The organism is Streptomyces sp. NPDC006510 (genome assembly GCF_040611955.1).
In the GTDB taxonomy this organism is placed as follows: domain Bacteria; phylum Actinomycetota; class Actinomycetes; order Streptomycetales; family Streptomycetaceae; genus Streptomyces.
The window spans coordinates 1-24,949 of sequence record NZ_JBEXPH010000059.1 but is presented as its reverse complement, the minus strand read 5'-3'; the positions used below and the strand labels follow the sequence as shown (position 1 = coordinate 24,949).

24 protein-coding genes and 3 pseudogenes are annotated in these 24,949 nt (G+C 68.9%); 18 read left to right on the top strand and 9 right to left on the bottom strand.

The window, feature by feature from the left end:
* Positions 1-97: 97 nt before the first annotated feature.
* Positions 98-721 carry a TetR/AcrR family transcriptional regulator gene (locus ABZY11_RS19530; RefSeq protein WP_356480319.1) on the top strand — a complete coding sequence of 208 codons (624 nt, stop codon included), beginning with the start codon at positions 98-100 and terminating at the stop codon, positions 719-721.
* Positions 722-825: 104 nt separating this feature from the next.
* A pseudogene (locus ABZY11_RS19525) lies at positions 826-1,148 on the top strand (GntR family transcriptional regulator); the annotation flags it as partial.
* Positions 1,149-1,462: 314 nt separating this feature from the next.
* On the opposite strand, the gene ABZY11_RS19520 reads toward ABZY11_RS19525, so the two are convergent.
* Positions 1,463-3,520: a PA14 domain-containing protein gene (locus ABZY11_RS19520; protein WP_356480318.1), complete on the bottom strand. Its 2,058-nt coding sequence runs from the start codon at positions 3,518-3,520 to the stop codon at positions 1,463-1,465.
* Positions 3,521-4,004: 484 nt separating this feature from the next.
* Positions 4,005-5,015, bottom strand: a complete 1,011-nt coding sequence (locus tag ABZY11_RS19515) for an alpha/beta hydrolase (RefSeq protein ID WP_356480317.1) — start codon at positions 5,013-5,015, stop codon at positions 4,005-4,007.
* Between the two features lie 93 nt (positions 5,016-5,108).
* Between ABZY11_RS19515 and ABZY11_RS19510 the strand changes: the two genes are divergently transcribed.
* Together ABZY11_RS19510 and ABZY11_RS19505 are read left to right on the top strand one after the other, a co-directional pair.
* Positions 5,109-5,489 carry a MerR family transcriptional regulator gene (locus tag ABZY11_RS19510; protein WP_356480316.1) on the top strand — a complete coding sequence of 127 codons (381 nt, stop codon included), beginning with the start codon at positions 5,109-5,111 and terminating at the stop codon, positions 5,487-5,489.
* Positions 5,490-5,551: 62 nt separating this feature from the next.
* A complete protein-coding gene (locus ABZY11_RS19505; protein ID WP_356480315.1) occupies positions 5,552-6,817 on the top strand; it encodes an MFS transporter in 1,266 nt (421 codons plus the stop codon).
* Between the two features lie 135 nt (positions 6,818-6,952).
* On the opposite strand, the gene ABZY11_RS19500 is transcribed toward ABZY11_RS19505, so the two are convergent.
* Entirely contained in the window at positions 6,953-7,366 is a 414-nt protein-coding gene (locus ABZY11_RS19500) for a helix-turn-helix domain-containing protein (protein ID WP_356480314.1), read from the bottom strand.
* Positions 7,367-7,451: 85 nt separating this feature from the next.
* Between ABZY11_RS19500 and ABZY11_RS19495 the strand changes: the two genes are divergently transcribed.
* The 3 genes from ABZY11_RS19495 (at position 7,452) to ABZY11_RS19485 (ending at position 10,268) form a co-directional block, all read left to right on the top strand.
* A complete protein-coding gene (locus ABZY11_RS19495; protein WP_356480313.1) occupies positions 7,452-8,264 on the top strand; it encodes an NAD(P)H-binding protein in 813 nt (270 codons plus the stop codon).
* A 36-nt stretch (positions 8,265-8,300) separates the two neighbouring features.
* Positions 8,301-8,540: a hypothetical protein gene (locus tag ABZY11_RS19490; protein WP_356480312.1), complete on the top strand. Its 240-nt coding sequence runs from the start codon at positions 8,301-8,303 to the stop codon at positions 8,538-8,540.
* A 405-nt stretch (positions 8,541-8,945) separates the two neighbouring features.
* Complete coding sequence (locus ABZY11_RS19485) at positions 8,946-10,268, top strand: TerD family protein (RefSeq protein ID WP_356480311.1); 1,323 nt, start codon at positions 8,946-8,948, stop codon at positions 10,266-10,268.
* Positions 10,269-10,320: 52 nt separating this feature from the next.
* On the opposite strand, the gene ABZY11_RS19480 is transcribed toward ABZY11_RS19485, so the two are convergent.
* Entirely contained in the window at positions 10,321-11,493 is a 1,173-nt protein-coding gene (locus ABZY11_RS19480; protein WP_356480310.1) for a glycosyltransferase, read from the bottom strand.
* A 58-nt stretch (positions 11,494-11,551) separates the two neighbouring features.
* Between ABZY11_RS19480 and ABZY11_RS19475 the strand changes: the two genes are divergently transcribed.
* The 4 genes from ABZY11_RS19475 to ABZY11_RS19460 all read left to right on the top strand — a co-directional run bounded on the left by ABZY11_RS19475 (position 11,552) and on the right by ABZY11_RS19460 (position 15,191).
* The gene (locus ABZY11_RS19475) at positions 11,552-12,337 is read left to right on the top strand and encodes an aspartate/glutamate racemase family protein (RefSeq protein WP_356480309.1); all 786 of its coding nucleotides are present in this window, start codon (positions 11,552-11,554) and stop codon (positions 12,335-12,337) included.
* A 59-nt stretch (positions 12,338-12,396) separates the two neighbouring features.
* On the top strand, positions 12,397-12,960 hold the full coding sequence (locus ABZY11_RS19470; RefSeq protein ID WP_356480308.1) for a hypothetical protein: 564 nt from the start codon (positions 12,397-12,399) through the stop codon (positions 12,958-12,960).
* A gap of 135 nt (positions 12,961-13,095) precedes the next feature.
* Positions 13,096-14,682, top strand: a complete 1,587-nt coding sequence (gene lnt / locus ABZY11_RS19465; RefSeq protein WP_356480307.1) for an apolipoprotein N-acyltransferase — start codon at positions 13,096-13,098, stop codon at positions 14,680-14,682.
* A 29-nt stretch (positions 14,683-14,711) separates the two neighbouring features.
* Entirely contained in the window at positions 14,712-15,191 is a 480-nt protein-coding gene (locus ABZY11_RS19460) for an NUDIX domain-containing protein (protein ID WP_356480306.1), read from the top strand.
* Positions 15,192-15,245: 54 nt separating this feature from the next.
* On the opposite strand, the gene ABZY11_RS19455 is transcribed toward ABZY11_RS19460, so the two are convergent.
* From ABZY11_RS19455 to ABZY11_RS19445, 3 genes are all read right to left on the bottom strand, one after another.
* Entirely contained in the window at positions 15,246-16,631 is a 1,386-nt protein-coding gene (locus ABZY11_RS19455) for an MFS transporter (protein WP_356480305.1), read from the bottom strand.
* A gap of 821 nt (positions 16,632-17,452) precedes the next feature.
* Positions 17,453-17,650 (bottom strand): hypothetical protein, encoded by a 198-nt coding sequence (locus ABZY11_RS19450; protein ID WP_317867307.1) that lies wholly within the window; start codon positions 17,648-17,650, stop codon positions 17,453-17,455.
* Positions 17,651-18,519: 869 nt separating this feature from the next.
* Complete coding sequence (locus ABZY11_RS19445; protein ID WP_356480304.1) at positions 18,520-18,777, bottom strand: helix-turn-helix domain-containing protein; 258 nt, start codon at positions 18,775-18,777, stop codon at positions 18,520-18,522.
* 96 nt (positions 18,778-18,873) lie between these two features.
* On the opposite strand from ABZY11_RS19445, the gene ABZY11_RS19440 reads away from it, so the two are divergent.
* The 3 genes and pseudogenes from ABZY11_RS19440 (at position 18,874) to ABZY11_RS19430 (ending at position 21,301) form a co-directional block, all read left to right on the top strand.
* On the top strand, positions 18,874-19,761 hold the full coding sequence (locus tag ABZY11_RS19440; protein WP_356480303.1) for a DUF5655 domain-containing protein: 888 nt from the start codon (positions 18,874-18,876) through the stop codon (positions 19,759-19,761).
* Between the two features lie 869 nt (positions 19,762-20,630).
* Positions 20,631-20,684: pseudogene (locus ABZY11_RS19435) on the top strand (hypothetical protein); the annotation flags it as partial.
* A gap of 5 nt (positions 20,685-20,689) precedes the next feature.
* A complete protein-coding gene (locus ABZY11_RS19430) occupies positions 20,690-21,301 on the top strand; it encodes an IS5 family transposase (protein WP_356480302.1) in 612 nt (203 codons plus the stop codon).
* 104 nt (positions 21,302-21,405) lie between these two features.
* Here ABZY11_RS19430 and ABZY11_RS19425 read toward each other — a convergent pair whose 3' ends face one another.
* Complete coding sequence (locus ABZY11_RS19425; protein WP_356480301.1) at positions 21,406-21,639, bottom strand: hypothetical protein; 234 nt, start codon at positions 21,637-21,639, stop codon at positions 21,406-21,408.
* Positions 21,640-21,664: 25 nt separating this feature from the next.
* Between ABZY11_RS19425 and ABZY11_RS19420 the strand changes: the two genes are divergently transcribed.
* From ABZY11_RS19420 to ABZY11_RS19405, 4 genes are all read left to right on the top strand, one after another.
* Positions 21,665-21,790, top strand: coding sequence for a hypothetical protein (locus ABZY11_RS19420; protein ID WP_356480300.1), 126 nt, complete (start codon positions 21,665-21,667; stop codon positions 21,788-21,790).
* Between the two features lie 419 nt (positions 21,791-22,209).
* Positions 22,210-23,259, top strand: a complete 1,050-nt coding sequence (locus ABZY11_RS19415; protein WP_356480299.1) for an ABC transporter permease — start codon at positions 22,210-22,212, stop codon at positions 23,257-23,259.
* Positions 23,260-23,456: 197 nt separating this feature from the next.
* Complete coding sequence (locus tag ABZY11_RS19410) at positions 23,457-23,936, top strand: MarR family transcriptional regulator (protein ID WP_356480298.1); 480 nt, start codon at positions 23,457-23,459, stop codon at positions 23,934-23,936.
* Between the two features lie 196 nt (positions 23,937-24,132).
* A complete protein-coding gene (locus ABZY11_RS19405; RefSeq protein WP_356480297.1) occupies positions 24,133-24,435 on the top strand; it encodes a hypothetical protein in 303 nt (100 codons plus the stop codon).
* Positions 24,436-24,653: 218 nt separating this feature from the next.
* Here ABZY11_RS19405 and ABZY11_RS19400 read toward each other — a convergent pair.
* Positions 24,654-24,949, bottom strand: a pseudogene (locus ABZY11_RS19400) (hypothetical protein); the annotation flags it as partial.

The window sequence follows — 24,949 nt, the reverse complement described above, 5'->3', positions numbered from 1 at the left end:
CCGGCTGCGATGACTGGAAAGTAGCAGTACCACTCGGTTAGTGCAACCGAGTGGTACTATTAAATCTCCATCAACGCATGAACAGGGCAAGGCGGCGATGAGTTCATCCCACGTCGACGGGCGCACCCTCCGGTTCCAGCACCGGCGGCCCGAGTTGCTGGCCGCGGCGACCGAGTACATCCTTGAGCACGGCATCAGCGGCCTGTCCCTGCGCCCCGTGGCACAGGCGCTCGGCGTCACCCACGCGACACTGCTACGACACTTCTCCTCGAAGGACGAGCTGCTCCTGGCCGTCGCGGAGAAGGTCCGCACGGATCTGGCCGCATGGCTGACGTCGGACGCGGAACTCCGCGAGGCACACTCGACGGCCGAACTCGTCAGGGCGCTGTGGCGCCGGCTGTGCGAGCCGCAGGAGCAGCGCCAGTTCCGCCTGCTCTTCGAATTCGTCGGCCATCACGGGGAGAGGTCCGGGGAAGACGAGAAGCTCTCCCGGTCGATCGTCCACGACTGGATCGGGATCATCGCCAACAGGCTCGCTGCGGACGGCTGGCCGCCCGAGGACGCCTCCGCTCTGTCCACCCTTGTCCTCGCACAGGTACGGGGCCTGCAGCTCGATCTCCTCGTCTCCGGGGACCGCGCACGAACGGACCGCGCCATCGACCTCGCCGTCCGCCTCCTCGACCGATCCACCCGGGCCAACAGCGCAGACGATCACGGATAGACAGCCGCGTTCCGGCTCCTTCGTCTGATGCCGACCCGACGACCACCGCCGGCTCAAGTCGGCGGCAGCAGAGCTGGTCAATCGGATCAGAGCCAGTGGACTGGATTTTCCATACGCCTGAGCGGCTGCCTTGTCTCCGCATCGCCGACGTCCTCCGGCAGCGGATCGCGGAGCATGAGTGGGCGCCGGGAGACCGGCTTCCGCCGCGCTCCCGGATCGCCCGGGAGTGCGGCGTCGGTGAGAACGTGGTCCGCCGGGCGCAGGAGCTTGGGAGAGCCGGACCGATGCGAAGGTCCCGGCGCCGGCGGAGATCGCGGCGCGGCTCGGCATCGCCGAGGGCGACCTGTGCGCCCGTACCGTGTACGAGTTCCTCGCCGACGGCCGGCCGGTGCAGCTGTCGACGAGTTGGGAGCCGTACGACCTCACCGAGGACAACTATCAGGTGAGAGCCCGTTCTTGACCCCCCGGCCGTGATCGGTTGGGGGTCTTCTCGATCCCGGATTCCACAAAGAGTCCACCATCCCGGATGAGTACGGAACATGGGAGGGGCAGGGGTGTCTCCCCGCGCGCGCCTGACACATGCCTCCCGCACCCTGCTGTCCCGGCGGGGAGGCCGGGACCACGGGCAAGACCCCCACCGCGCAACTCGGTGGGGGTCTTCTGCTGAACGCGGTAAACCGCCCGCATCCAGTCCCCTCAGTGGATTTCGCCACCGCGTGGGTGCGCTCAGCGTGGGTTCGCTCAGTCGGTCACGGCGACGGTTTCGGTCGCGCCCGACTCGGTACCGTCCGCGTAGAGGGCCGTGACGCGGTAGTACACCGTGGTGGCGGTCGGCTGGGTGCGGTCGTACCAGGAGCCGGAGCTGGAGTTGTCCTCGGGTTCGGTGCCGATCAGGTCGAACGTCTTGGTCTGCGGGTTCCAGCGGTAGATGTTGAAGCCGGAGACCGCACTGCCGTTCTCGTTCGTGGCGCCGGAGAGGGCCCACACGAGCCCGCCGTGCGGGTAGGTGCTGAGATTCGCGAGTGGTGCGCCGGTCGCGGGCGGGGCGGTCGGGCGGAGGTCCAGCTCGGTGACGTCGGTGACGGTCGCGCCGGTGTCCGGGGTGAGCTGGTTGCCGTACTGGTCGACGGCGACGACGCCATAACGCACCTGCTGCCCGTCGGCCGGTACCGCGTCGTGGAATGTCGTCTCCGTGATCTCCCGCGGCCGCAGGGTCCAGGGGTCCTGCACCGGGGCGTACGTCCACTTCCCGTCGACGAAGGTGCCGCGCAGCACGCGGTAGTGGTCGAGACCGGGCTCGTTGCTCGCGTTCCAGGAGAGGGTGACGCCGTTCTCCTTCGGGGCCGCGGTCACGCCGGTGACCGCGGCGGGGGCGGTCGTGTTGCCGGCGACCGCGACGGCGACCTCCTCGGACGGGGCGCCCCCATTTCCTGCGTGGTCCAGGGCGACCACCCCGTAGTAGTACGTGACGCCGGGCGGCGGGGCGGCATCGGTGAAGCGGGTGCCCTTCACCCCCTTGCCGACCTCCTCGCGCTGGGCCCCGGCGACGGTGCGCGGCTGGCGCGATCGGAAGACCGAGTAGCCCGCGAAGTCGTCGCTGGTCCGCTCGGAGGCGTCCCAGGTCAGCGTGACGCCTGCCTCGCTCTCCGCGCCTCGCGCGTTGAGGGCGGTGTCCACCGGACCCGTCAGATCGCGGGTGTAGTACATCGCCGCACCCGAGGCCGCCGACTCGTGGCCGTGCGTGTCGACGGCGGTGACGACGTAGTAGTAGACGTCGCCGGTCTGCGGCAGGGGCCCGCTGTAACCACCGCCCGAGAGCTTGTCGCCGTTCAGCAGGTTCTCGGTGGTGAGGGCGACCGGGGTGGACGTCGAGCGGTACACGCGGTATCCGGCGAGGTCGGACTCCGTGTTGCTGTCCCAGTAGAGAGTGATCTTCTCGGGATAGCCCATGGCCCAGTTGTCCTCGACGCCCTTCGGAGCGGCGGGGGCGGTCTGGTCGAGGGTGGTGATGCCGAGGTCGGCGGTGCCCGAGGAGGCGTTGCCGGCCTTGTCGTAGGCGCGGACCTCGTAGTAGTAGACGTTGCCGTCCTTCGGGACGGTCGTGTCGGTGTACGAGGTGGACGTCGTGGTCGCGATCGGCTTCGCGGGGTAGGAGGTGCCCTTCAGCCGCCGGTACACGCGGTACCCGGCGAGGTCCATCTCCTTGTTCCTGGCCCAGCTGATCTTCGTGGACGTGGTCGCCGTGCTGTAGGTGACGGTGGTCCCGGTCGGGACGAGCGGCTTGACCTTGTCGACGGTCGCCGAAGTGCGGGGGTTGTAGGCGAACTTGACGTTGGCAGCGCCGGTCCAGTTGACGAAGTCGACGCGGAGACTGTGCTTGCCCGACGGGATGGTCACATTGACGGTCTTGGACACGGTGGTGGCGACGTTCTTCCACATGTCGACCTTGCGGATGCCGTCGAGGTAGACGCGGATGCCGTCGCGGGAGGAGACGGTGAACGTGAAGGGCCCGCCGGAGCCGAAGTCGCGGGTCATGGACCAGCGGACGCCGAAGTCGTTGGCGGGCATGCCCTTGTAGCCGGGTGCGCCGGTGCCCCAGTTCTGGTCGATCACCAAGTCGCAGTCCGTGCCCTTGGGGGTCCCGGAGAACGTGGTGTTCGCGTAGAACGTCCGCTTGAAGACGGGCGATGCGCAGGTCACGGCGGCGGAGGCAGGGGTGGCCGCGGCGAGCAGGCCGCCCGCGGTGGCGAGCACGACGGCGCCGGCAGTGGAGGCCGTCGTGCCTCTGGGTCGGTTCATGCGTTCCTTCAGTCTTGATCATCTATGGCGGGATGTGACCGCCGAGATCAAGACTCGCGAGGAACGCGCTTGGTTGTAGGCCCGGGAAATCCGACTCCGGCTCATTGTCCCGGCGCTTCACGAGGAGAGGGTCCTCGTCCTCGGAGCGGTGATCCACGAAGCCTGACCGGGTACGAGGACGGCGTGGACACCCCAGAGTCACCGGGACCGGCCGGTGCCTCGCCGGGGACTCCTCGGGCAGGGGGTGCCGGACCGGGCCGCGTGCCGCGCTGGGTGAGAGCAGATCCTGACCCCGGACGCACAAAAGCGCCCCCTCCTGCCCGAAGGCAGAAGGGGGACCGCCGATACGGTGGCCGTCTTGCGAGCGTCCGGGATGCCGGTCGACGTGGGTATGGCCGGAGGGTTTGGAGTACGTACGCCGAGGGCGGGCAGAGCGCCGACACGACGGCGGTACGGAGCGCGGCTCGACCCGATATGGGTTGGGCTACAGGTGTCCGTCCGCTCCCGGGGACGGGTTCAGGGCCCGGTTGAGTGCGGTCATGCGGTAGTTGGTGATGCGGGTGCTGAGCTCGGCGTCGGGGGCGAGCAGTTCGCCGGCGTGGATGCCGCCGGGGTAGACGTGGAGTTCGACGGGGACGCCCGCTTGCATGAGCCGGTTGGCGTAGGCGATGTCTTCGTCGCGGAAGAGGTCGAGGTCGCCGACGTCCAGGTATGTGGGCGGCAGTCCGCTGAGGTCCTCGGCCCGGGCGGGCGCGGCGTAGGCGCTGACGTGGTCGGTGCCGAGCCTGTCGCCCAGGAGGGACTGCCAACCCTGGAGGTTGGCGGCGCGGTCCCAGATGCCGATGTCGGTGATCTCGTGGCTGGACGGTGTCGTGTTGCGGTCGTCGAGCATCGGGTAGGGCAGCATCTGGAAGGCCAGGTGAGGGCCGCCGCGGTCGCGGGCGAGCAGGGCGACGCCGGCGGCCAGGCCGCCGCCCGCACTGCCGCCGTAGAGGGCCAGTCTGCCGGGGTCGATACCGAGCGCGGAGGCGTTGCGGGACATCCACAGCAGTGCGGCGTAGCAGTCCTCGACGGGGGCGGGGTCGGGGTGTTCGGGTGCCAGGCGGTATTCGACGGAGACGACCACCGCGTCGACCGCTTCGACGAGGGGCAGCACCTGCCGGTGGTCGGTCCGGATGCTGCCGGTGATCATGCCGCCACCGTGGATGTACAGGATGCCCGGGAGGGGCGCGGTGTCCGTGCTGTCCGTGGGGCGGTAGATCCGTACGTTCACCTCCGGGCCGTAGGCCGGGCCGGGCACGGCGAGGTCTTCGTACCGCACTCGGTCATTGGGCGGCAGCGCCGCGAGGGCTGCCCGGTTCATCTCCTCGTACAGCTCGCGCTGGCGCGGGATGTCGAAGTTGATGAGACCGCCGGGCCCGGTCAGCGCGTGCAGGCCCCGCAGGCCCTCGCGGACCTGGGGGTCGATGCGATCGGTGATGCGCGGGTCGGACATGTGTGCGCCTTTCCTTCAGGGGGGTCAGGTGCAGTAACGTAAAACCCTCACGTGAACGTGAGGGTCAACGGCAGGCGTTGTGAGGTGGGCCACATGAAGATCGGCGAGCTCTCGCGGATGACCGGTGTCAGCGTGCGCGCGCTGCGTTATTACGAGGAGGAGGGGCTGATCCGGCCCGCCCGGGGCAGCAACGGCTACCGCGACTTCTGTGACGGAGCCGACGAGGTGGTCCGGCAGATCCGCGGGCTGATCGAGTGCGGGCTGCCCACCCGGATCATCCGCGACATCCTGCCGTACCTCGACGGCCCGTCGGATCTGCTGCCGCAGGTCCCCTGTGCGCAAATGCTCGACCAGGTGGCCGCCGAGCGGGAGCACCTCGACAGCCGCATCCGGTGCCTGACCCGCAATCGCGATGCCGTCGACGCCTATCTGCGGGCCGCCCGGGAAGCGGCCCGCGCGACCGTGGAGGCGTGAGGGCTGGGCGATGAGGCCCGGATTTGACCCTCACGTAGACGTGAGGGTTTTAGCCTCCGGGCATGACCTCCGATACTCACTCTCCGCGTTCTGCGAACCCCCCGTCCACCACCGCGAGTTGGTCCCTGGGTGGGCTCCTGGTGCTGGCCGGATCCGCGTTCGTCACCATCCTCACCGAGGCTCTGCCGGCCGGATTGCTGCCCGCGATGAGCGCCGACCTGGGCGTGAGCGAGGCGCGTGCGGGGCTGCTGATCACCGTCTACGCACTGGCCGCGGCCCTCACCGCGATCCCGATGACCGCCTGGACCCTGATCCTGCCCCGCCGCACCCTGCTGCTGGCGCTGCTCCTCGGATTCGCCGCCACCAACGTGGTGACGGCGATGTCCACCGGCTTCGCCCTGACGCTTGCCGCGCGGGTCGTCTCCGGGGTGTTCGCCGGCCTGCTGTGGGCCATGGTCCCGGCCTACGCCGCGCGGCTGGCCCCGCAGCGCAGCGGCAAGGCGATCGCCACCGCGCTGGCCGGCATGACCGTCGGGCTGTCGCTCGGTATCCCTGCAGGCACCGCGCTCGGCGGACTCATCGGCTGGCGCGCCACCTTCGGGCTGCTCACCGTGCTGGCCGTGGCCCTGGCCGCCACCGCACTGTGGCATCTTCCGCAGCTGCCCGGCGAGACGGCGAACCGCGGCTCCGGGCTGATGCGCACAGTCCGTACGCCCGGAATCCCTGCCATCAACATCGCGTCGCTCCTGATGGTCCTCGGGTTCTACGTGCTCTACACCTACATCGCCCCCTTCGTGGAACAGGCGGGGCCGGCTGTCGGCACCGGCGCCGTGCTGTTCCTGTTCGGGCTGGGCTCCATGGGAGGCGTGTGGATCGCCGGAGCCACCGCCGACCGCCGGCTGCGCGCCGCCACGATCGGCCTGCTGGCATTGGCCGCTGTGTGCCTGGCGGTATTCGGCGCGGTCGGGCACAGCACCGTGGCCGTAGTGCTCGGTGCGGTGTTCTGGGGCGTTACGCACGGCGGCATTCCGACCCTGACGCAGACCGCGGGGGTGAAGGCGGCCCCGTTCGATGCCGACACGGCCAACTCCCTCTGGGTCACCGGCTGGAACATCGGCATGGCCGGCGGCTCCCTGCTCGGCGGCGCCGTTCTGGACGGCGCCGGGACACGGGCCCTGCCGTGGACGGCCTCCGCCCTGCTGGCTGCCTCCGTGCTGACTGCCGTGCTCGCCCGACGCGACGGCTTTCCTTCCCCCGGCCGCATCCACTCCCGCGACTGCGATCGCGTACAGCAGGGCTCTGCCGTCGCTGCTGCGCCCAAGGGGTGAGGCCTACCGGAACCCCAACCCTGATTACGCAGCTTTTCCAGGACTCAGGACACTTGTGCTGCTCCATAGGAGTTCGTGGAGGGGGTTGATCAGGGTGTCCTCGTCACAGTCGGCAAGATACTGAACTCCGTCCGGTCAGCGGATTCCGGAGTCGGGATGTACGACATCCCATTCTTGGCGTGCTCGTGCGATGGCATCGCGGTGCTCTGCCGACCAGTCCGCGAGGGCTTTCACCAGATGTGTGAGGCTGTGGCCCATCGTCGTGAGCTCGTACTCGACCTGCGGAGGCACCGTCGGATGCACGGTCCGCGTGATCAGACCGTCGCGTTCCAAACGACGCACGGTGAGCGTCAGCATCCGTTGCGAGATACCGGGTACGGCGCGTTGCAGCTGTCGGAAACGGCGGATGCCCTGGGCCAGTTCGACGACGACCAGGACCGACCATTTGTCTCCGATCCGGTCGAGCACCTCGCGGATCCCGCAGTCCTCATGCTCGTCGCCACAAGTGACGACAGGCGGGGTGGTTACCCCTGTGTGCCCCACTGACATTGAAGTGCCTCCTTACGCTCCCTGGTGCAAACACGCAGGATGATCCCGGTTACGGAAGAGAACCTACTGGAATGGGAAGACTCTGATGATCCTGGTTACCGGAGCCGCCGGCGCCTTGGGCGCGCTGATTGCCGAGCGGCTGGCCGATCGTGACGACACTGTCCTTGGAACGCGTGATCCTCGCCAGCCCGAGGTTGCGCTGCCGGTTCGCCGCATCGACTTCGACGATCCCGGCACTCTCGTCGCGGGCTTCGAGGGTGTGGATGTGCTGCTGTTGATCTCCGCGGGCTATGGCGAGGACGACACCGTCATAGCCCGGCATGGTGCCGCCATTGACGCTGCCGAGAAGGCCGGTGTGGGTCATGTCGTCTATACGAGTCTGACCGCCGACGGCGATCACCTTTCTTATGCCCTGCCGCACCGTTGGACCGAGCGTCGGCTCCAGGAGAGCACGCTGGAATGGACGATCCTGCGCAATGGCCTCTACGCGGAGTTGCTGGCCGGGCTGGCGGCGCCGTCCGCGGACGGGCGGATCACTGCCGCGCTCGGCGAGGGCCGGCTGGCAGCCGTTGCCCGGGCGGATCTGGCTGACGCCGCGGTGCGTGTGACGGTGGAGGCCCCCGCTCATGCGCGGCGCATCTATGAACTCGTCGGCGAGCAGGCCATCGGCGGCGTCGAACTGGCCCGTGCTCATGGCCCGCACTTCACCTATCAGCCGGAGACACTCGCCCAGGCCCGCACGCGCATCGCCGCCTCCGGTGCCGAGCCGTTCCAAGTGCCGATGCTGGTGAGCACCTACTCCGCCATTGCCGCCGGATTCATGTCCCGCACCGGCGGTGACCTGCGTCATCTGCTGGGCCGCGAACCTCTCTCCCCGCTCGCGGCAGCCCTCGCATAGCCCCGGAGCACAGGCCCCGCTCAGCCAGGAAGTCCCATGTCCTGCGCAACCCAGGCGATGCCGGGAGCGGTTGTGGTGGACCTTGCCGAACCGGTGCGTGCGCGGCTGCTGCGGCCGGCAGCATCCGTGACCGCCCTGGTACGGCAGGTTCTGCGGGCGCAGATCGTCCTCGCTGCGGCCGACGGGCCGGCCAATGCCGCGATCGCACGCGAGCTGAAGGCCGGCGTCAACACGGTACGCAAGTGGCGGGGCGAGAAGACCGCCACTGCCGCGTGATCCCGACGGCACCCGAGGCAGACGCCCCTGACGCGCAGCGCGCCACGACGGCCGGGCGGGAACGGGGCACCAAGCTGGACGCCGACGGCACCCCGCTGTACGGCAGCACCGTCGGGGTCAAGGGCCCGCAAGCCTTCACCGAGGAGGAGCTGCGACTGCTGAATGCAGCTCTGAAGCGGCAGGCCCGAGGACCCCGAGCCGAGGATGCCACGCATCCGCTGTCGACCTGCCTCAATGCGAGCGAACTCGGGAAAAAGGGGCGTCCGGAGGCGCCGAGATCGTGTAAAGGGCAAGTTCACCGCGGGTTACCGGCGATCCCGAGGACCGGACCGGACGTCTGTGACTCGTGTGGCGGCCTGGGGGATTAGGTTGGCGGAGGAAAGTTTTCGGGCAGCCGGACTCGCGATGGGGGCGAGCATGACCATGCTAAAAGGAGCCAATGTTCCGGTGGCGGCTCAGGCCGTGCGGGTCGAATTGGGGTGGCGCACCTCCCCGGGGACACCGGACGTGGATGGCTCGGCGCTCCTTCTCGTGTCGGGAAAGGTGCGCAGCGACGCCGACTTCGTCTTCTACAACCAGCCCTCCCACGCATCCGGCGCGGTGCGCCACGAGGGCAAGCGGACCGCCGGTGACGGGATGACGGACAACCTCGCGGTCGACCTGGCGCGCGTCGAGTCGGCCATCGACCGCGTGGTCCTGGCAGCCTCCGCGGACGGCGGCACGTTCGGCCGGGTGACCGGGCTGTACGTACGGATCACGGACGCGGCGAGCGGCAGGGAGATCGCGCGCTTCGACAGTGCGGACGCGACGATCGAGACCGCGTTCATCCTCGGGGAGCTCTACCGACGCCAGGGCGCCTGGAAATTCCGCGCCGTCGGCCAGGGATACGACACCGGCCTCGAAGGTCTCGCCACCGACTTCGGAATTTCCGTCGATGAACCACAGCAGCCCCAGCAGACCCAGCCGTATCACCAACCCCAAACGCCTCAACAGCCCCAGAGTGCAACACGGGTTGACCACCGGCAACCGGCCCCGCCCGCACCTCCGATGGCACCGCCGGTACCTTCCGCACCCCCTGCCACTGCGCCCGTCCGCCTGTCCAAGGTGACACTCACCAAGCACGCGCCATCGGTCTCCCTCGCCAAGCAGGGCGGCACTTCGGGAGCGCTTCGCGTCAATCTCAACTGGGAAGTGCGCAAACAGTTCAAGGGCTGGGGAAGCAAACTCGGCAGGGCGGTCGCCAACCACTCGGACCTCGATCTTGATCTCTGCGCTCTCTACGAACTGACCGATGGCCGCAAGGGAGTCGTGCAGGCACTGGGAAACGCGTTCGGCGCACTCCAGCACCCTCCCTATATCCATCTCGACGGAGACGACCGCACCGGCGCCGTCGCCACCGGCGAGAACCTCACCGTCAACCTCGACCACAAGAACAAGCTCCGGCGCGTCCTGATCTTCGTCACCATCTATGAAGGCGCCCGGAGTTTCGCCGATCTTCATGCGACCGTCACTCTCCAGCCGCAGCACGGCGCGCCGATCGACTTCTCGCTCGACGAATGCACCGTCCCGTCCACCGTCTGCGCACTGGCGCTCCTGACCAACAACGGGGGAGACCTCACGGTGCAGCGCGAGGCCCGCTATCTCGTCCCCGAGCGCGGAGTGAGCCCGCAGCGCACCATCGACTACGCCTACGGGTGGGGCATGAACTGGACGCCCGGCCGCAAATAACCCCCCGGCGGTCCGGCCGGCCCTGCAGCCATCGGCCCACCGCCGGCTCCGCTCACCGGTCCGGCGCGGCCTCGGGACGGGCGTAGGTACGCCCCTTCCAGGCCGCGCCGCGGCCCCGGTAGTGCTGCACCGCCGAATCGACCGTCATCAGCAGATAGAGCGCCGCGGTGAACGGCAGCAGCGGCGCCGGCCACAGCGGCTGCCGGTAGTAGCCCAGCATCGGCAGGTACGTCCCGGTCATCACCGCCCACGCCATCCCGCCCGCCCACGCCGCGACCGGGTCACCGGTCAGCAGCCCGGTGGCGAGCGCGACCGGCGGCGCGAGATAGACCAGTGCGAGCCCCAGCACCGTCCCCAGCAGCAGCGGCGGACTGTGCCGCAACTGGGCGTACGCGCTCCGCGACACCATCCGCCACAGATCCCCCAGCCGCGGATACGGCCGTACGCTGTCCACCCGCTCGGCGAGCCCCAGCCAGATCCGCCCGCCGCCGCGCTGCACCGCCCGCGCCAGCGACACGTCGTCGATCACCGCCTGCCGGATCGACTCCGGCACCCGCGCCCGCTCCGCCGCCTCCGTCCGCAGCAGCACACAGCCACCGGCCGCCGCGGCCGTCCGCGCACCCGCCCGGTTCACCCACCGGAACGGATAGAGCTGCGAGAAGAAGTACACGAAGGCCGGTACGACCAGCCGCTCCCAGAGGCTCGACACCCGCAGCCGGGCCATCTGCGAGACCAGGTCGAAGCCGCCCGGCACGGCAGCGGCGACCAGCTCCCGCAGACTGTCCGGCTCGTGCGCGATGTCCGCGTCCGTCAGCAGCAGATACTCCGGCTCCCTGGTCCGCGCCAGCGAGATCCCGTGCCGCACCGCCCAGAGCTTGCCCGTCCAGCCCGGCTCGGGCTCACCCGGCGAAACCACCGTCACCGGCAGTCCTCCGTACCGTACGGACAGCGCACGGGCGACGTCCCCGGTCCCGTCCTTGCTGCAGTCGTCGACGAGGAAGATCTCCGCTCTCCCCGGATAGTCCTGCGCCAGCAGCGACGGCAGACTCACCGGCAGCATGTCGGCCTCGTCACGTGCGGGCACCACGATCGCGACGGACGGCCATCGATCGAGGGCCTTTCGAGGGGGCAGCCGCTGGTCGGTCCGCCAGAAGAACCCTTGTCCCAGCAGCAGCCACACCCATGCGGCCAGCGAACCCACGGCGATCCAGGCAACGGCACTCATTCGCCGCAGTCTGCCCCACCGGGGCGGAACCGCAAGGGTGGTCGACTATGGTGACCGGGTGAAGATCGCGCTCATGGACTCAGGAATCGGCCTGCTCGCGGCAGCGGCCGCGGTACGCCGGCTGAGGCCGGACGCCGATCTGGTGCTCTCCTCCGACCCCGACGGCATGCCTTGGGGACCGCGTACGCCCGAGTACGTGACCGCCCACGCGCTCGACGTGGCCCGCGCTGCCGCCGCCCACCGGCCGGACGCACTGATCGTCGCCTGCAACACGGCCTCCGTGCACGCCCTGCCGGCGCTCCGCGCCGCGCTCGAACCCACGCTGCCGGTCATCGGCACCGTCCCCGCCATCAAGCCGTCCGTGGCCGGCGGCGGCCCCGTCGCGATCTGGGCCACGCCCGCCACCACGGGCAGCCCGTACCAGCGCGGACTCATCGGTGAATTCGCGCGCTCCGTCGATGTCACCGAGGTCCCCTGCCCGGGTCTCGCCGACGCCGTGCAGAACGCGGACGAGACCGCGATCGACCTGGCGATCGCCGCAGCCGCTGCCCGCACCCCGTGCGATGTCCGGGCCGTGGTCCTGGGCTGCACCCACTACGAACTGGTCGCCGAACGCATTCGCGACGCCGTGCAGCAGCCCGGTCTGCCGCCCGTCGCGCTGCACGGTTCCGCGGGCGCCGTCGCCGCCCAGGCACTGCGCCGGATCGGTGCCGAACCCGCTCCGTCGGCCGAACCGTCCGCCTCTCTGGCCGTGCTTCTCAGCGGCCGCCCCGCGGACCTGCCGAAGGCCGCTCTGGCCTACGCCGAGGGGCAACTGCTGGGGGCCGTCAGCCCGGCCCGCTGACCCTGCGGAGGCCGTTCGACCCATCCCCGGCATGCGGAAACCTAAGTACGCTGCTTGACATGAGGGACCACTCCCGAAAACCCCGACACACCGGAGCCGACCCCCACTCCGCCGTCTGGATCGGCCGGGCCACCAACCGGGCCCAGTGGGTACTCGCGGCCGCGGGCGCGGCCTGTCTGGCACTGGGCATCCAGCTGGCCGTCACGTCCAACTGGACCTCCGGGATCGCCCCGCTGCTGATGTCCGTGATCGGCTGTGTCGCCGCCGGACTGCTCATGCTGTTCGGCACCCTCGCCTTCGTGAATGTCGCGGTCAGGATCGACGGGGACGCCCTGGAGGTGCGCTGCGGCCACGTGGGTCTGCCGCGCCGCCGGATTCTGCTCACCCAGGTGGTGGGCGTCGAGTTCGCACCCGAGGTCACCCCGCGCCAATGGGGCGGCTGGGGCTACCGCTGGCGCCCCGAGCAGGGCACGGCCGTGGTGGTCCGCAGGGGCGAGGGCCTGGTGCTCCGGCTCGGTGACGGCAGGACGTTCACCATCACGGTCGACGACGCGGAGGCGGGCGTACGGTTCATCCGCGAGCGCCTGCACCTGACGGCGACCGGGGCTACGGCCGGAGCCTGACCGGGACGGCAGCGGCCGGATCTGACGGCAGCGACCGGATCTGTACGGGAAAGCGACCGAACGATCCGGTACGAAGGGTGCCACCACGCGGGCGGGGCTGCCGGGCACACAGCCGACCACCGTAGACTCCGCCGGGTGAGCGCCACCATCACCCCAGTCGAAGCCGCGCAGCCGGCCTCATCCTCCGTGTCCCGGGACCGACGCCTGGTACGGCCCGCCGCCGCCGTGATCGCGGGTGTACTGCTGTATCTGAGCTTCCCGCCGCGTCCCCTGTGGTGGCTGGTTCTGCCCGGTTTCGCCCTGCTCGGCTGGGTGCTGCACCGGCAACGGCTCCGCGCCGGGTTCGGACTGGGCCTCCTCGCCGGACTGGGCTTCATGCTGCCGCTGCTGCACTGGACCGGCGAGGAGGTCGGCCCGGTGCCGTGGCTGGCCCTCGCCGCCGCCGAGGCGCTGTTCATCGCGGTCGGCTGCATCGGGATCGCCGCCGTCAGCCGCCTCGCCTGCTGGCCGCTGTGGGCAGCCGCGGTCTGGGCACTCGACGAGGCGGTCCGGGCCAGGGTGCCGTTCGGCGGCTTCCCGTGGGGGAAGATCGCATTCGGACAGGCGGACAGTGTGTTCCTGCCGCTCGCGGCCGTGGGCGGCACGCCACTGCTCTCCTTCGCGGTGGTGCTGTGCGGCTTCGGTCTCTGCGAAGCAGTGCGTCAGTTCCGTGCCCACCGACGTACGGGCACGCTGCCACGGGCGGCCGTCGCCGCCGCGGCCGCGACCGTCCTGGTGCCCGTCGCCGGCGCGTTCGCCGCGCTGCCCCTCGTCGACGACTCGGCCGAGGACGGCACCGCGACCGTCGCCGCGATCCAGGGCAACGTGCCCCGGCTCGGACTCGACTTCAACTCCCAGCGCCGTGCCGTCCTGGACAACCATGTGCGCCGCACGGAGCAGCTCGCCCAGGAGGTGAAGGAGGGCAAGGTCCCGCAGCCCGACTTCGTTCTGTGGCCGGAGAACTCCTCCGACCTCGACCCGTACCGGAACGCCGACGCCCGGATCGTGATAGACGACGCGGTGAAGGCGATCGGAGTGCCCACCGTGATCGGCGCGGTGGTCGATCCCGACAGCGGGAATCTGCGCAACACCCTGATCCAGTGGGACCCGAAGAGGGGCCCCGTCGACACGTACGACAAGCGCCACATCCAGCCGTTCGGCGAGTACATGCCGATGCGTTCCGTCGCACGGATCTTCAGCTCGGACGTGGACCGGGTGCAGCGTGACTTCGGCCCCGGGAAGAAGGTCGGCGTCTTCGACCTGGCGGGGACGAACGTGGGGCTCGTGACCTGCTACGAGGCCGCGTTCGACGACGCCGTACGGGACACCGTCACGCACGGTGGCCAGTTGATCGCCGTACCCAGCAACAACGCCACCTTCGGCCGCAGCGAGATGACCTATCAGCAGCTGGCCATGTCCAGGGTGCGGGCGGTCGAGCACAGCCGGTCCGTCGTCGTCCCCGTCACCAGCGGGGTCAGCGCCGTCATCCGCCCGGACGGGAAGATCGTCGAGAAGACGAAGCTGTTCACCCCGGACGCGCTCGTGGACGAGGTGCCGCTGAGGTCCTCGCTCACCCCCGCGACCCGGATGGGCACGCTCCCCGAAGGGGTGCTCGTGCTGATCGCCGTGGCCGGGCTCGGCCTGGTCACCGTCCGTTCGGTACGGAGCCGGCGCAGCCGATGAAATCCCGGCACGCCACGTAGGGTCGGTCCATGGCAACTCCTGATTTCATCCGCGAGATCCGCGCCACCGCGGGCCAGCAACTGCTCCTGCTGCCGGGCGTCACCGCCATCGTCTTCGACGACGAGGGCAGAGTGCTGCTCGGACGCCGTTCCGACACCGGTAAATGGTCGGTCATCGGCGGCATCTGCGAGCCGGGCGAGCAGCCGGCGACAACGGCGGAGCGCGAGGTGTACGAAGAGACCGCCGTGCACTGCGTCGCGGAGCGGGTGGTGCTCACCCAGGCCCTGGAGCCCGTGGAGTACGCGAACGGCGATCGCTGCCAGTACCTCGACGTCACCTTCCGCTGCCGGGCGACCGGCGGCGAGGCGCGAGTCAACGACGACGAGTCGCTGGAGGTGGGCTGGTTCCCGGTGGACGCGCTGCCGCCGCTGAACGAGTTCGCGCTCTTCAGGATCAAGCAGTCCATGACCGACGAACCCACCTGGTTCGAACCCACCGCCCGGCAGTGAGAACCGCTGTCCGCCGGACGGGTCCGGTCTCCCGGCCCGCCCGGCGGACAGCGTTCAGACGGTACGGGCGTCGGCCGGCACCGTGTCGGACGCGTCCTGCCCGGCCGCGGTCCCCTCGATGTCCGTCAGGTCCCGGTGCCTGGTCTCCTTGGCACACCCGACCGCGAGCAGCGTGATGAGCGCCGCGGCGATGACGTACAGCGAGATGGGTACCGAGCTGTCGAAGTCCGCGAGCAGCGCGGTGGCGATGAGCGGCGCCGGAGCACCGGCCGCGACCGACGAGAACTGCGCGCCGATCGACGCGCCCGAGTACCGCATCCGGGTCGCGAACATCTCCGAGAAGAAGGCCGCCTGCGGCGCGTACATCGCACCGTGGAAGAACAGCCCGACGGTGACGGCGAGCAGCAGGCTTCCGAAGTTACGTGTGTCGATCAGCGCGAAGAACGGGAACGTCCACAGCCCGACACCGATCGCGCCGACCAGATAGACCGGCCTGCGCCCGACCCGGTCCGACAGCGCGCCCCACATCGGAATGACCGCGAAGTGGACGGCCGAGGCGATGAGCACCGCGTTGAGCGCGGTCTGCTTGCTCAGATCCGCCGCCGTGGTCGCGTAGACGAGGACGAACGCCGTGATGACGTAGTAGCTGATGTTCTCCGCCATCCTGGCGCCCATGGCGATCAGCACATCGCGCCAGTGGTGCCGCAGTACGGCGACGAGCGGCATCTTCTCCGTCGCACCGGCAGCGGACCTGCGCTCCTCGGCCTGCGCCAGCGCAGCCTTGAAGACCGGTGATTCATCGACAGAGAGACGAATCCACAGACCGATGAGCACCAGGACACCGGAGAGCAGGAAGGGGATTCGCCAGCCCCACGCCCCGAAGGCGGATTCCGACATCAGCGCGGTGAGCGCGGACAGCACCCCGGTGGCGAGCAACTGCCCGGCCGGCGCACCCGTCTGTGGCCAGGAGGCCCAGAAACCGCGCCGCTCGGCGTCCCCGTGCTCCGACACCAGCAGCACCGCCCCGCCCCACTCGCCCCCGAGCGCGAAGCCCTGCACCAGCCGCAGCACGGTGAGCAGCACGGGAGCGGCGGCGCCGACCGTGGCATGCGTCGGCAGCAGCCCGATGGCGAACGTCGCCCCGCCCATCATCAACAGACTGAGCACCAGCAGCTTCTTGCGGCCGAGCCGGTCGCCGTAGTGCCCGAACACCAGGGCACCGAGCGGCCGGGCGGCGAAGCCGACCGCGTAGGTGAGGAAGGACAGGAGCGTACCGACGAGCGGCTCGGACTCGGGGAAGAACAGCTTGTTGAAGACCAGCGCGGCGGCTGACCCGTACAGGAAGAAGTCGTACCACTCGATCGTGGTCCCGATGAGACTTGCGGCGACGATGCGTTTGAGCGAGCGGGTGGTCGGCGGGGCGGATGCCGAGGCAGCCATGAACACCACTTCCGGACAGTTGGCGGGGACGGTTTCGTGTCGCCACACCGTAGGAATGGGCAGGTCAGAGGCACATGTGGCGGGACACCATAGTTCTCGGGCCGGGTGTGCGCGGGGCCACTATGACAGGCACGTCGAGACTGCTTCGAGGACCGTATTGAAGGCCGGCAGGCGCCTGTCAGGATTGCGCTATCAGGCATGGTTTAGTGCCCTGGTGCTGACTCCCGTGCTGGTTTGGTGCTGACCTGAAACCGCATGTCAGCACCCCTGATCACCTGTCCCGTGCTGACTTGGTGCTGACTACGCAGCGTTGAACTTCGGCATTCGGGGCGGATCGGGCGGGTAGTGTTCTCCCCTTCCGCGCGCCTGCGGTCAGGCCTGGCGGGTTTCTGCGGAGCCGGCCATGGTTGGTGGCACGTGGTCCCGCACCGGCAGGCCCCGCACCGTGAAACCCATACATAGGCGGCCGGATGAACCCACGCGACCACACCCATGCCCCGCCAACCGCCGCTTCACCACCATCGACCCGGAACCCTCCACGGCCGGAACGCCCAACTCCTCGCCGTACGCCTATGTCAACAACGCCCCCCAACCAGTCCGCCCCCTCCAGCCGCTGCCTCCTGTGCTTCTCCGCAGTAATCGGCGAACCGTCGCCACGCGGTGTGAGACCAACGCGGCTGGTTACCGGAGCCACCAAGCAGCCGGGCAGCGGCAGCGCATCAGACAGGCCATCGACTACGCCGACGTCCTCCGCGACGACATCGCCCCCGTCCTCGCGGAACTCGTGCGCCAGCCCGGCATCCGCCGCCGCATCCTCGAACTCACCGCAGGACCCACCCCCATCGCGGACGCCGTTGCCTGCGCAGTTGCAGCTCCAGGTCGCAGGTTCCGTGGTGGCCGATGCCCGTCATGTCCCCCGTGAAGCCGGGGATGAGGTCGACCTCTTTCGGGGCGGCTTTGAGGTATACGAGTGTGCGAAGCCGCGGCAGTGGCAGGCGGAGCGCAGGGATGGCTTCCATGTGCTGAGGCACACGTACACCTCGATCGTCCTTGAGGGTGGGGAGTCCGTGGTGACACTGGCCAGGTGGCTGGGGGCACTCGTCTGCAACCATCACGCTGGACCACTATGCCCACTTCGTGCCGGAGGCGCGTTGCCCGATCGACAGTCTGCTCGATGGTCAGGCCAATGGAGACATGGTTCCAAACTCCGCAGATTTTCCCCCGGCTCGTCCGTGAGCGCGCTATCTGCGCGTCTGCACGTGTTCAAGTGACAAGGATTCAGGGCATGCTCACTGCTTGTCCCAGTCTCCAGGGCACCTTCGGCCTGAAGTTCTCTGCCTGGTGGCGCTGACCTGGAGCGATGCAGCTTCAGTCGCCTCTGACCAGCGCAGATGAATCTTTCAGGGTCTTTCAGGGGCGTGCCGTCTTATGTAGTCGATTCTCCCCAGACGCTCCCCAGCAGCGCTGATCCTCCCCAGATTCTCCCCAAGGAGGGCCGCCGTGACGGACGGCGGAAGACGAAACTTGGCGCTGTCGCAGGCACGCTGAGTGACTGTAGCGGGCGCTCAGCCGGCATCCCAGGGGTGATCTCGGCTCCAAGATCTCCGCCCTGTGCGTACCCGTCCCTTCGAAGGCGCTGCGTCCGGCCACTGATAGCGAGACGGCTGCCCGCCCTGGGCCGTGACGGTCCCACCTGGCACATGTCGTAGAAACCGTCTCAGGGCGTCCATCTGGGCCAGGGAAGCCCCATAAGTCCAGGTCAGGTGCCTTGCATTCAGCGGAGTCCGCCTGGTCCGTGACACCGAAGTGATCTTTTGTGACATGAAGAACCCCCGCTGGTGAGCTCCGGCGGGGGGTCGTGCGTGGCGAGTTGCGGTGGTGCGCAGTCTCAGGTGCGGGCACTGCTGTACTCCGGCTCGCCGCTTTCGAGCACCCGGAGCAGGGACGTGGTGACGACCCGCGTGCTGCGACCGATGCGGAGTACGCGGCACGGAAACTTTCCCTGGCGAACCAGGTCGTAGCCCTTTGCTCGTGAGAATCCAAACACCTTGGATGCCTCCGCCACGCTCCCGGTCCCGCCCCAGGTGGCACGGATGTGGGTGGGGCTGTAGTTGGGGCTCTGCATCGCGCTGTGCTGTGTGTGCATGTCTGCTGGTTCTGTCCTTCTCGCGACGGATTTCGGTGTCGGAAATATCCCTGAGCTCTATGGGGTTCCCCTCTGGCATCGTGGTCGTGCAGGGGAGTGGTGGGACTGAAGCTGTTCAACGTGAAGAGCGGTGTGACCGAGGTCGTGCCGCGTCTTGCCGAGGTCGAGGCGGATGTACAGGGCCTCGTCGAGGCGCACATGGAGAAGATGCTCGGCGTCACGTTCCTTGCGAGCGAGTACGTCATCGACTGTGCCGATGGTGGGCGGATCGACTCGTTGGGCCTCGACGAGAACGGTGCACCCGTGATCGTCGAGTACAAGCGGGGCACCGACGCAGGCGTGATCAACCAGGGCCTCTACTACGTGGCCTGGCTGACGAATCACAAGGACGCCTTCCGGAGTCTGGTCCGTGACCGGCTCGGGGTGACGGCCGCATCCCAGATCCTGTGGAGCGCACCTCGACGGATCTGCGTGGCCGGCGACTTCACCCGCTACGACGCTCACGCCGTACGCGAGCACCGGCGCAGCATCGACCTGGTGCGCTACCGCTATTACGGCAGCGACCACATCGGCCTGGAGACCGTAGCGTCGGTCACCGGCTCCTCGGCCGCTTCACGGCGGGTTCACCGGCGCGCGGCCGGGCTGCCGGCAGTCCGACGTCAGGACGGGGCGATGGCTGAGCTGGCCGCGGCCGTCGACGAGACTCTGTTCGGCCTCGGTGAAGGCGTCACCCGAGTCCAGCGCAAGCAGTACGCGGCCTACCAGCGGCTTCGGAACTTTGCCTGCGTCTGTCCGCCGCAGCAGACCAAGCTCCTCGTCTACCTCAGAGCGGACCCGAAGGAGGTCGACCTCGTTGCGGGTTTCACCCGGGATGTCACGGGGCTCGGTCACCACGGCACCGGCGATCTGGAGCTGCAGCTGCGCACGGAGCGGGATCTGGAGCGCGCCCAGGATCTGTTCCGCCTCAGCTACGCCGCGGCGTAGCGCGCTGGTGGCCGGCGTGGTCGTGCGCGGCGGGGATGCGACGTTATGGGTTGCTGCCGTGGTGCTGCCTTTCGACGCGGTGGTCAGGGAGTGGCGGTGGAGCTATAAGGATGCGGCGGATCCCCGGGTTCGGTGACCGGGGATCCGCCGCTATGTTGCCGCGCTCCTGATGCCGGACTGGTGTGGACGACCGTCCCGGGCCCCACCTCCCCGTGCACGCCCCCTGGGGCCACGAGGCTCAGGGCGGTGTGGTGGCGCTGCCAGTCGACAGGCCAGGCCGGTTTCCAGTTCGGGGGCGATCGCCCCCGAGCTGCGTTGGAGCGTGTTCCTGTGGGCCGGTGCGATGAACGGTTGGGGCTGTGGCGTCGGGCGGGGTGGACTGGGTCAGGCGCTGAGGGGTGCCTGCGGCGGGACCGTCGGGTTGGTCCCTGGCGTATGCGACACGCGGGCCGATCGGCAGCATGGTCGTAAGCGACACGGTCTGAGAAGCCGTTGTCGTACCGACCTTGTTGGGCGCCAGTTCGAGTGCGGTGACTCGGTCGCGTGATCTTCGGATCCGGCGTGCATGAAGGCGGGGCCTCCTGTCCAGCTCGGGATTGTCGAAGTCCGAACGACCTAAACAGGAGGCCCTCGTGTCGCAGTCTTGCGGGTCCGTGCCGGTACAGTCCAACTCGGTTGCCCGGTCGTGTGATTGCCTCGCTCACCGGTTCGGGAACGCGGGCGACCATCCGGACCGCGAGCCCCGGTATCCCTCGGACATGTCGGACGCGGAGTGGGCGGTCGTGCGGGACGCGATGCCGGTTCCGGCGTGGATGAACGGCAAGGGCGGGTAGCCGGAGTGCTACTGCCACCGTCAGACGTTGGATGCCATGCGCTACCTGGTCGCCGGCGGGATCACATGGCGGGCTATGCCGGGCGACTTCCCCGTGTGGGACCGCGTCTACGCGTTCGCCAGGCGCTGGGGCGCGCGGGGCTGCTGGCCGAACTGCACGACCGGCTGCGCGGCCTGGTGCGCGAGGACGCCAGCCGCGATCCGGAGCCGACCGCCGCCATCGTCGACTCGCAGTCGGTACGTGCCGCGGCCACCGTGCCCGCGTCCTCAAGGGGATACGACGCGGGAAAGAAAGTGCCGGGGCGCAAGCGCCACATCGTGGTGGACTGCCTCGGCCTGCTGCTCGCGGTCACGGTGACCACCGCGAGCGTCCAGGACCGCCACGCGGCCGCGCCGCTGCTGAAGCGCGTGCGGGACCGTCACAGGAAGATCATGCTGGTGTGGGCCGACGGCGGCTACGCGGGCCGCCTGGTCGTCTGGGCGAAGGAGAAGCTCCAGCTCACCGTGCAGATCGTCAAACGCTCGGACGACGTATCGGGGTTCGTGGTGCTGCCGAGGCGATGGTGCGTGGAGCGGACGTTCGCGTGGTTGTTCCGCTCGCGCCGGCTGGTACGCGACTACGAGACGCTGCCCGCCGTCCACGAGCGGATGGTCCTGTGGTCGATGACCATGCTCATGAGCCGCAGGCTGGCCCGTCGGCAAGCATGAACCGGCCCGGGGCCGATACGTTGTCGCGTTCACAGAGCAGATCATGCCTGATCAGGTTGTGATCTGCACCGATCGGAGACAAGGTGTGGCCGGTAAGCCCGCAGTCACACCTCCAGATACTCCTCGTCGAGCCAACGGCACACGAACGCGGCCACCTTGGCGGCCGACATACCGCTCGTCTCGACGACGAGGTCGGGTTTGGTGGCCTGCTTGGGCAGATTGTTCTGATGCAGTGAAAGGCCGACCGGATGAGCGTGGCAGCGCTGCCGGTCAGCCAGCGGCTCGTCGGTGACCGAGAGCTCGATGAAGGCGACCCGGGCCAGCCCCCGTGCACGCAAGTCGTGTGGCCACTGTGTGATAGCCGTGAGCGAAGCGGACGCGGAACGGACCGGGGAGGAGCACGGCCTTCTGCCCGACGAGCAGGGCGTGATCGAGATGCTCCACGACTGGCATCCCAGCGACAGGGTCAGCGTCACCCGCGCGGTGTGATTGACTCGAAGCCCCTTCGACGGGCGCTCTGGCCCGTGCTGGATCGATGCCGAGCGCGTACCGCCGGCCTGGGGAGCCACACCTCCAGCCGGACCGGCGTACCGTCCGGCAGTTCCTCATTCCAGGACCGGGGCGCGACGAGCCACCCTTCCCACTCCTCGTACTGGGTAGGCGCTGCGACGCCAGGCCCAACACGCCCCAGCCGCCGCTCGGTGCGGCGGGTGGACCTCCCGTCGGCGCACGTGACCCCGGCCCTGGCCGGAAGCGGGCGCGAGGTCCAGGGGACCCGCCGCACGGTTCGTGACCGGGGTCGTGGTGCGGGTCGACGGCGGAACCACCGCGTCCAGACAGTAAGGTGCCTTACGGTTTGAGCTATCATTGGAAGGTACCTTATAGCGAGAAAACGAGGACGCTCTGCAATGTCCGCACCCTCCACCACCCTCGAATCACGTCACGCGCACCATCCACCGACGGTGGACGCCGCGCCCCCTCAGCAGGGGGCCGGCGGAGTGAAGGGCGTCCTGCTGCCGGTCGTGATCGTGCTGGCCATCGGCTCCATCTTCGTCAGCGTGTTCCTGGCCGCGTTCCACGCGCCGAAGCCGCATGACCTGCCGGTCGCCGTCGTCGGTACGACCGCCCAGCTTGCGCAGGTCACCCAGGGTCTGGAGCGTGGGCTGCCCGGAGGTTTCGAGGTGAAGGGCTACGCCGACGAGGACGCGGCGCGCCGCGCGGTACAGGACCGGACTGTCTACGCCGCCTACGTGGTGGGCGCCGGGAAATCCGCCGAGTTGCTGTACGCGGGCGCCAACGGTCCGTCCGTGACGTCCACTGTCACGGGCGCGTTCGCCGGTGTCGCCCGGGCGAGCGGCGGTCATCTGAGCCAGCGCGATGTCGCCCCGGCCTCGGCCGGTGACACACGCAGCATGTCGGTGTTCTACGCCGGCTTCGGCGTCGTCCTGGCCGGCTTCCTGTTCGGCATGATGACCTACCAGATGGCGCCCCGTCTGCTGTACCGGTGGCGGATGGCCAGCCTGGCCTCTTTCAGTATCCTCGGCGGCATCATCGTGGCGCTGATCGCCGGCAGCCTCGGCTTCGCCGCGCTGCCCGGCCCCTTCCTGGGCATCGCGGGAATCATCGCGCTGATGGCCGCAGCGGTCGGCGGTACGACCATGGTGTTCATGCGCCTGTTCGGCAAGGCCGGGATGTCGCTGGCCTCGGTGGTGCTGCTGACCTTCGGCAACAGCACCAGCGGCGGCACCCTGCCCAGCGCCTATCTGCCGGGCTGGCTGCAGCCGCTTTCCGAAATCCTTCCGGTGGGAGTCGGCGTACGAGCCCTTCAGGGCGTGTCCCACTTCAACAACGACGGCCTGACCATCGGCATCGTCGTCCTGACGGCCTGGATTCTGGTCGCCGCCGCGACGCTCTACTGGCGTGACGCCCGTGCCCCACGCCGCCGAGCCATCGGCTGACCTGCCTGTCCGCGGCCGTGATTCGGCCACGAGCAGGCCACGGAATCCACCGGTCGCGGTGCGGCATGGGACACCCGCACCGGTGGAGGCGTCGTACGCGGGGACGGTGACGCCTGCGTGAAGCCCGGGACCACTCCCTTGTGGGCCGGGCCACAACGCCCGCAAAAAGTAAGGTGCATTCTCGTTAAACTGAGACCGTGACCGACGCAGCGTTCCCCACCACCGGATACCTCGCCTGGCAGTTCTCGCAGATCGTCGCCGGACGGCTGGAGCGGGAGCTGCGCGCGGAGGACCTCACCCTCGCCCAGCACAACGCGCTGACGCAGACTGTCCGTACGCCGGGAGTTTCCGCGGCGGACATCGCGCGCCGATCCGGTATCACGGCTCAGTCGATGGGAGCTGCGGTGAGCCAACTCGTCGAGCGTGGGCTGCTGCTGCGTGAGCCGCACCCGACCAGCCGCCGCAGCATGTGTCTGTACGTCACCGACGAGGGGCGCGCCACTGCAACCCGAGCCGAGTCGATCTCGCGTCGGGTCGAGTCCAAGACGACCTTGCCGCTCTCACCGGACGACAAGAAGGCCCTTCACGAGGTGCTGTACCGCCTGGTCGAGGAGCTGAACCCCGACGCCATCGCAGGTGCCGAGGCGCCCAAGACCACGCCCCGGAGTGCCGAATGAACGGGCGCCCGCCACACTCCTCGTCCTCGTGAACGCAGCGATGTCACGAAGAAGTGAGAGTCCTCGGCTGGGGTTCAAATGGCCCGCCCTGGATCGGACCATCGTCTGCTGGCGGTTTTGTGTTCTCGTGTTCGGGTGGTGGGGGACGATGTCTCTGTGATCAACGGGGATGTTTCCTTGCGTCTGGCGGAGAGGCGTGGCCGCCGTGTTGCTCAGCGTCGGTGACGCGGCGGCGGAGTGGGGCAGGGAGGTGCCGGAGGATCCGGGTATTTCCGAGCTGGCCGATCTCTTCGAAACGGCCGCTGCTGATATTCCTGCTCGGACCGGCGAGCCCGGGCACGTCGCCAGGATCCTTCTGACCGGTGCTGTGGAGGATTTGAGGGCGGCTGCCCGGCTCGGCGGCCTGCTTCCCACGGTGACCCTGTGGCACCTGCACCGCGCCATGGAACAGGAACACGCCGCGCACCAACACCTGCACCCAAGGGCGCCGACAGGATGAGCACATGGTGCGCCGCGCGCCTTGCCCTCCAGCCCGCCTGCTCGGCGCACACGGCCAGCCTTGCCCCGACCGGGCGGGCCTGCCAGACCTGCCGCTGTACGATGACGCCCGTACCCACGACGCAGACAGCATGAGACCCCGAGAGCCAACGCCCAGGGTCTCTGTGTGACATGACGTGACGTCTGTCCTGCCGGTTCAACGACCGGCCACGGCCGGTGTCACGCCCATTCCATCCCGAGCTCGGTGAGGGCGTTGCGTTGTTCGAGGGTGATCCGGTGGCGTCGGCCCCGGCGGAAGGACCGGAGCGCGGCAAGTTTCGCCTCCCATGCCTCGTCTCTCCCCGGTTCCCACACCATCCCCTCCTCGTCGAGGAGTTCCTTGCGATGGGTGTCGAGCTCACCGGCCCGCTGTACGCCGCTGTTACTGACTTCGGCCCGTTGGGGTGAACCTTCTCGAAGTCCCTGACGCGTTCGCCGTAATGGCTGTATTCCGTGGTGTGTGAGGTATGCGGATG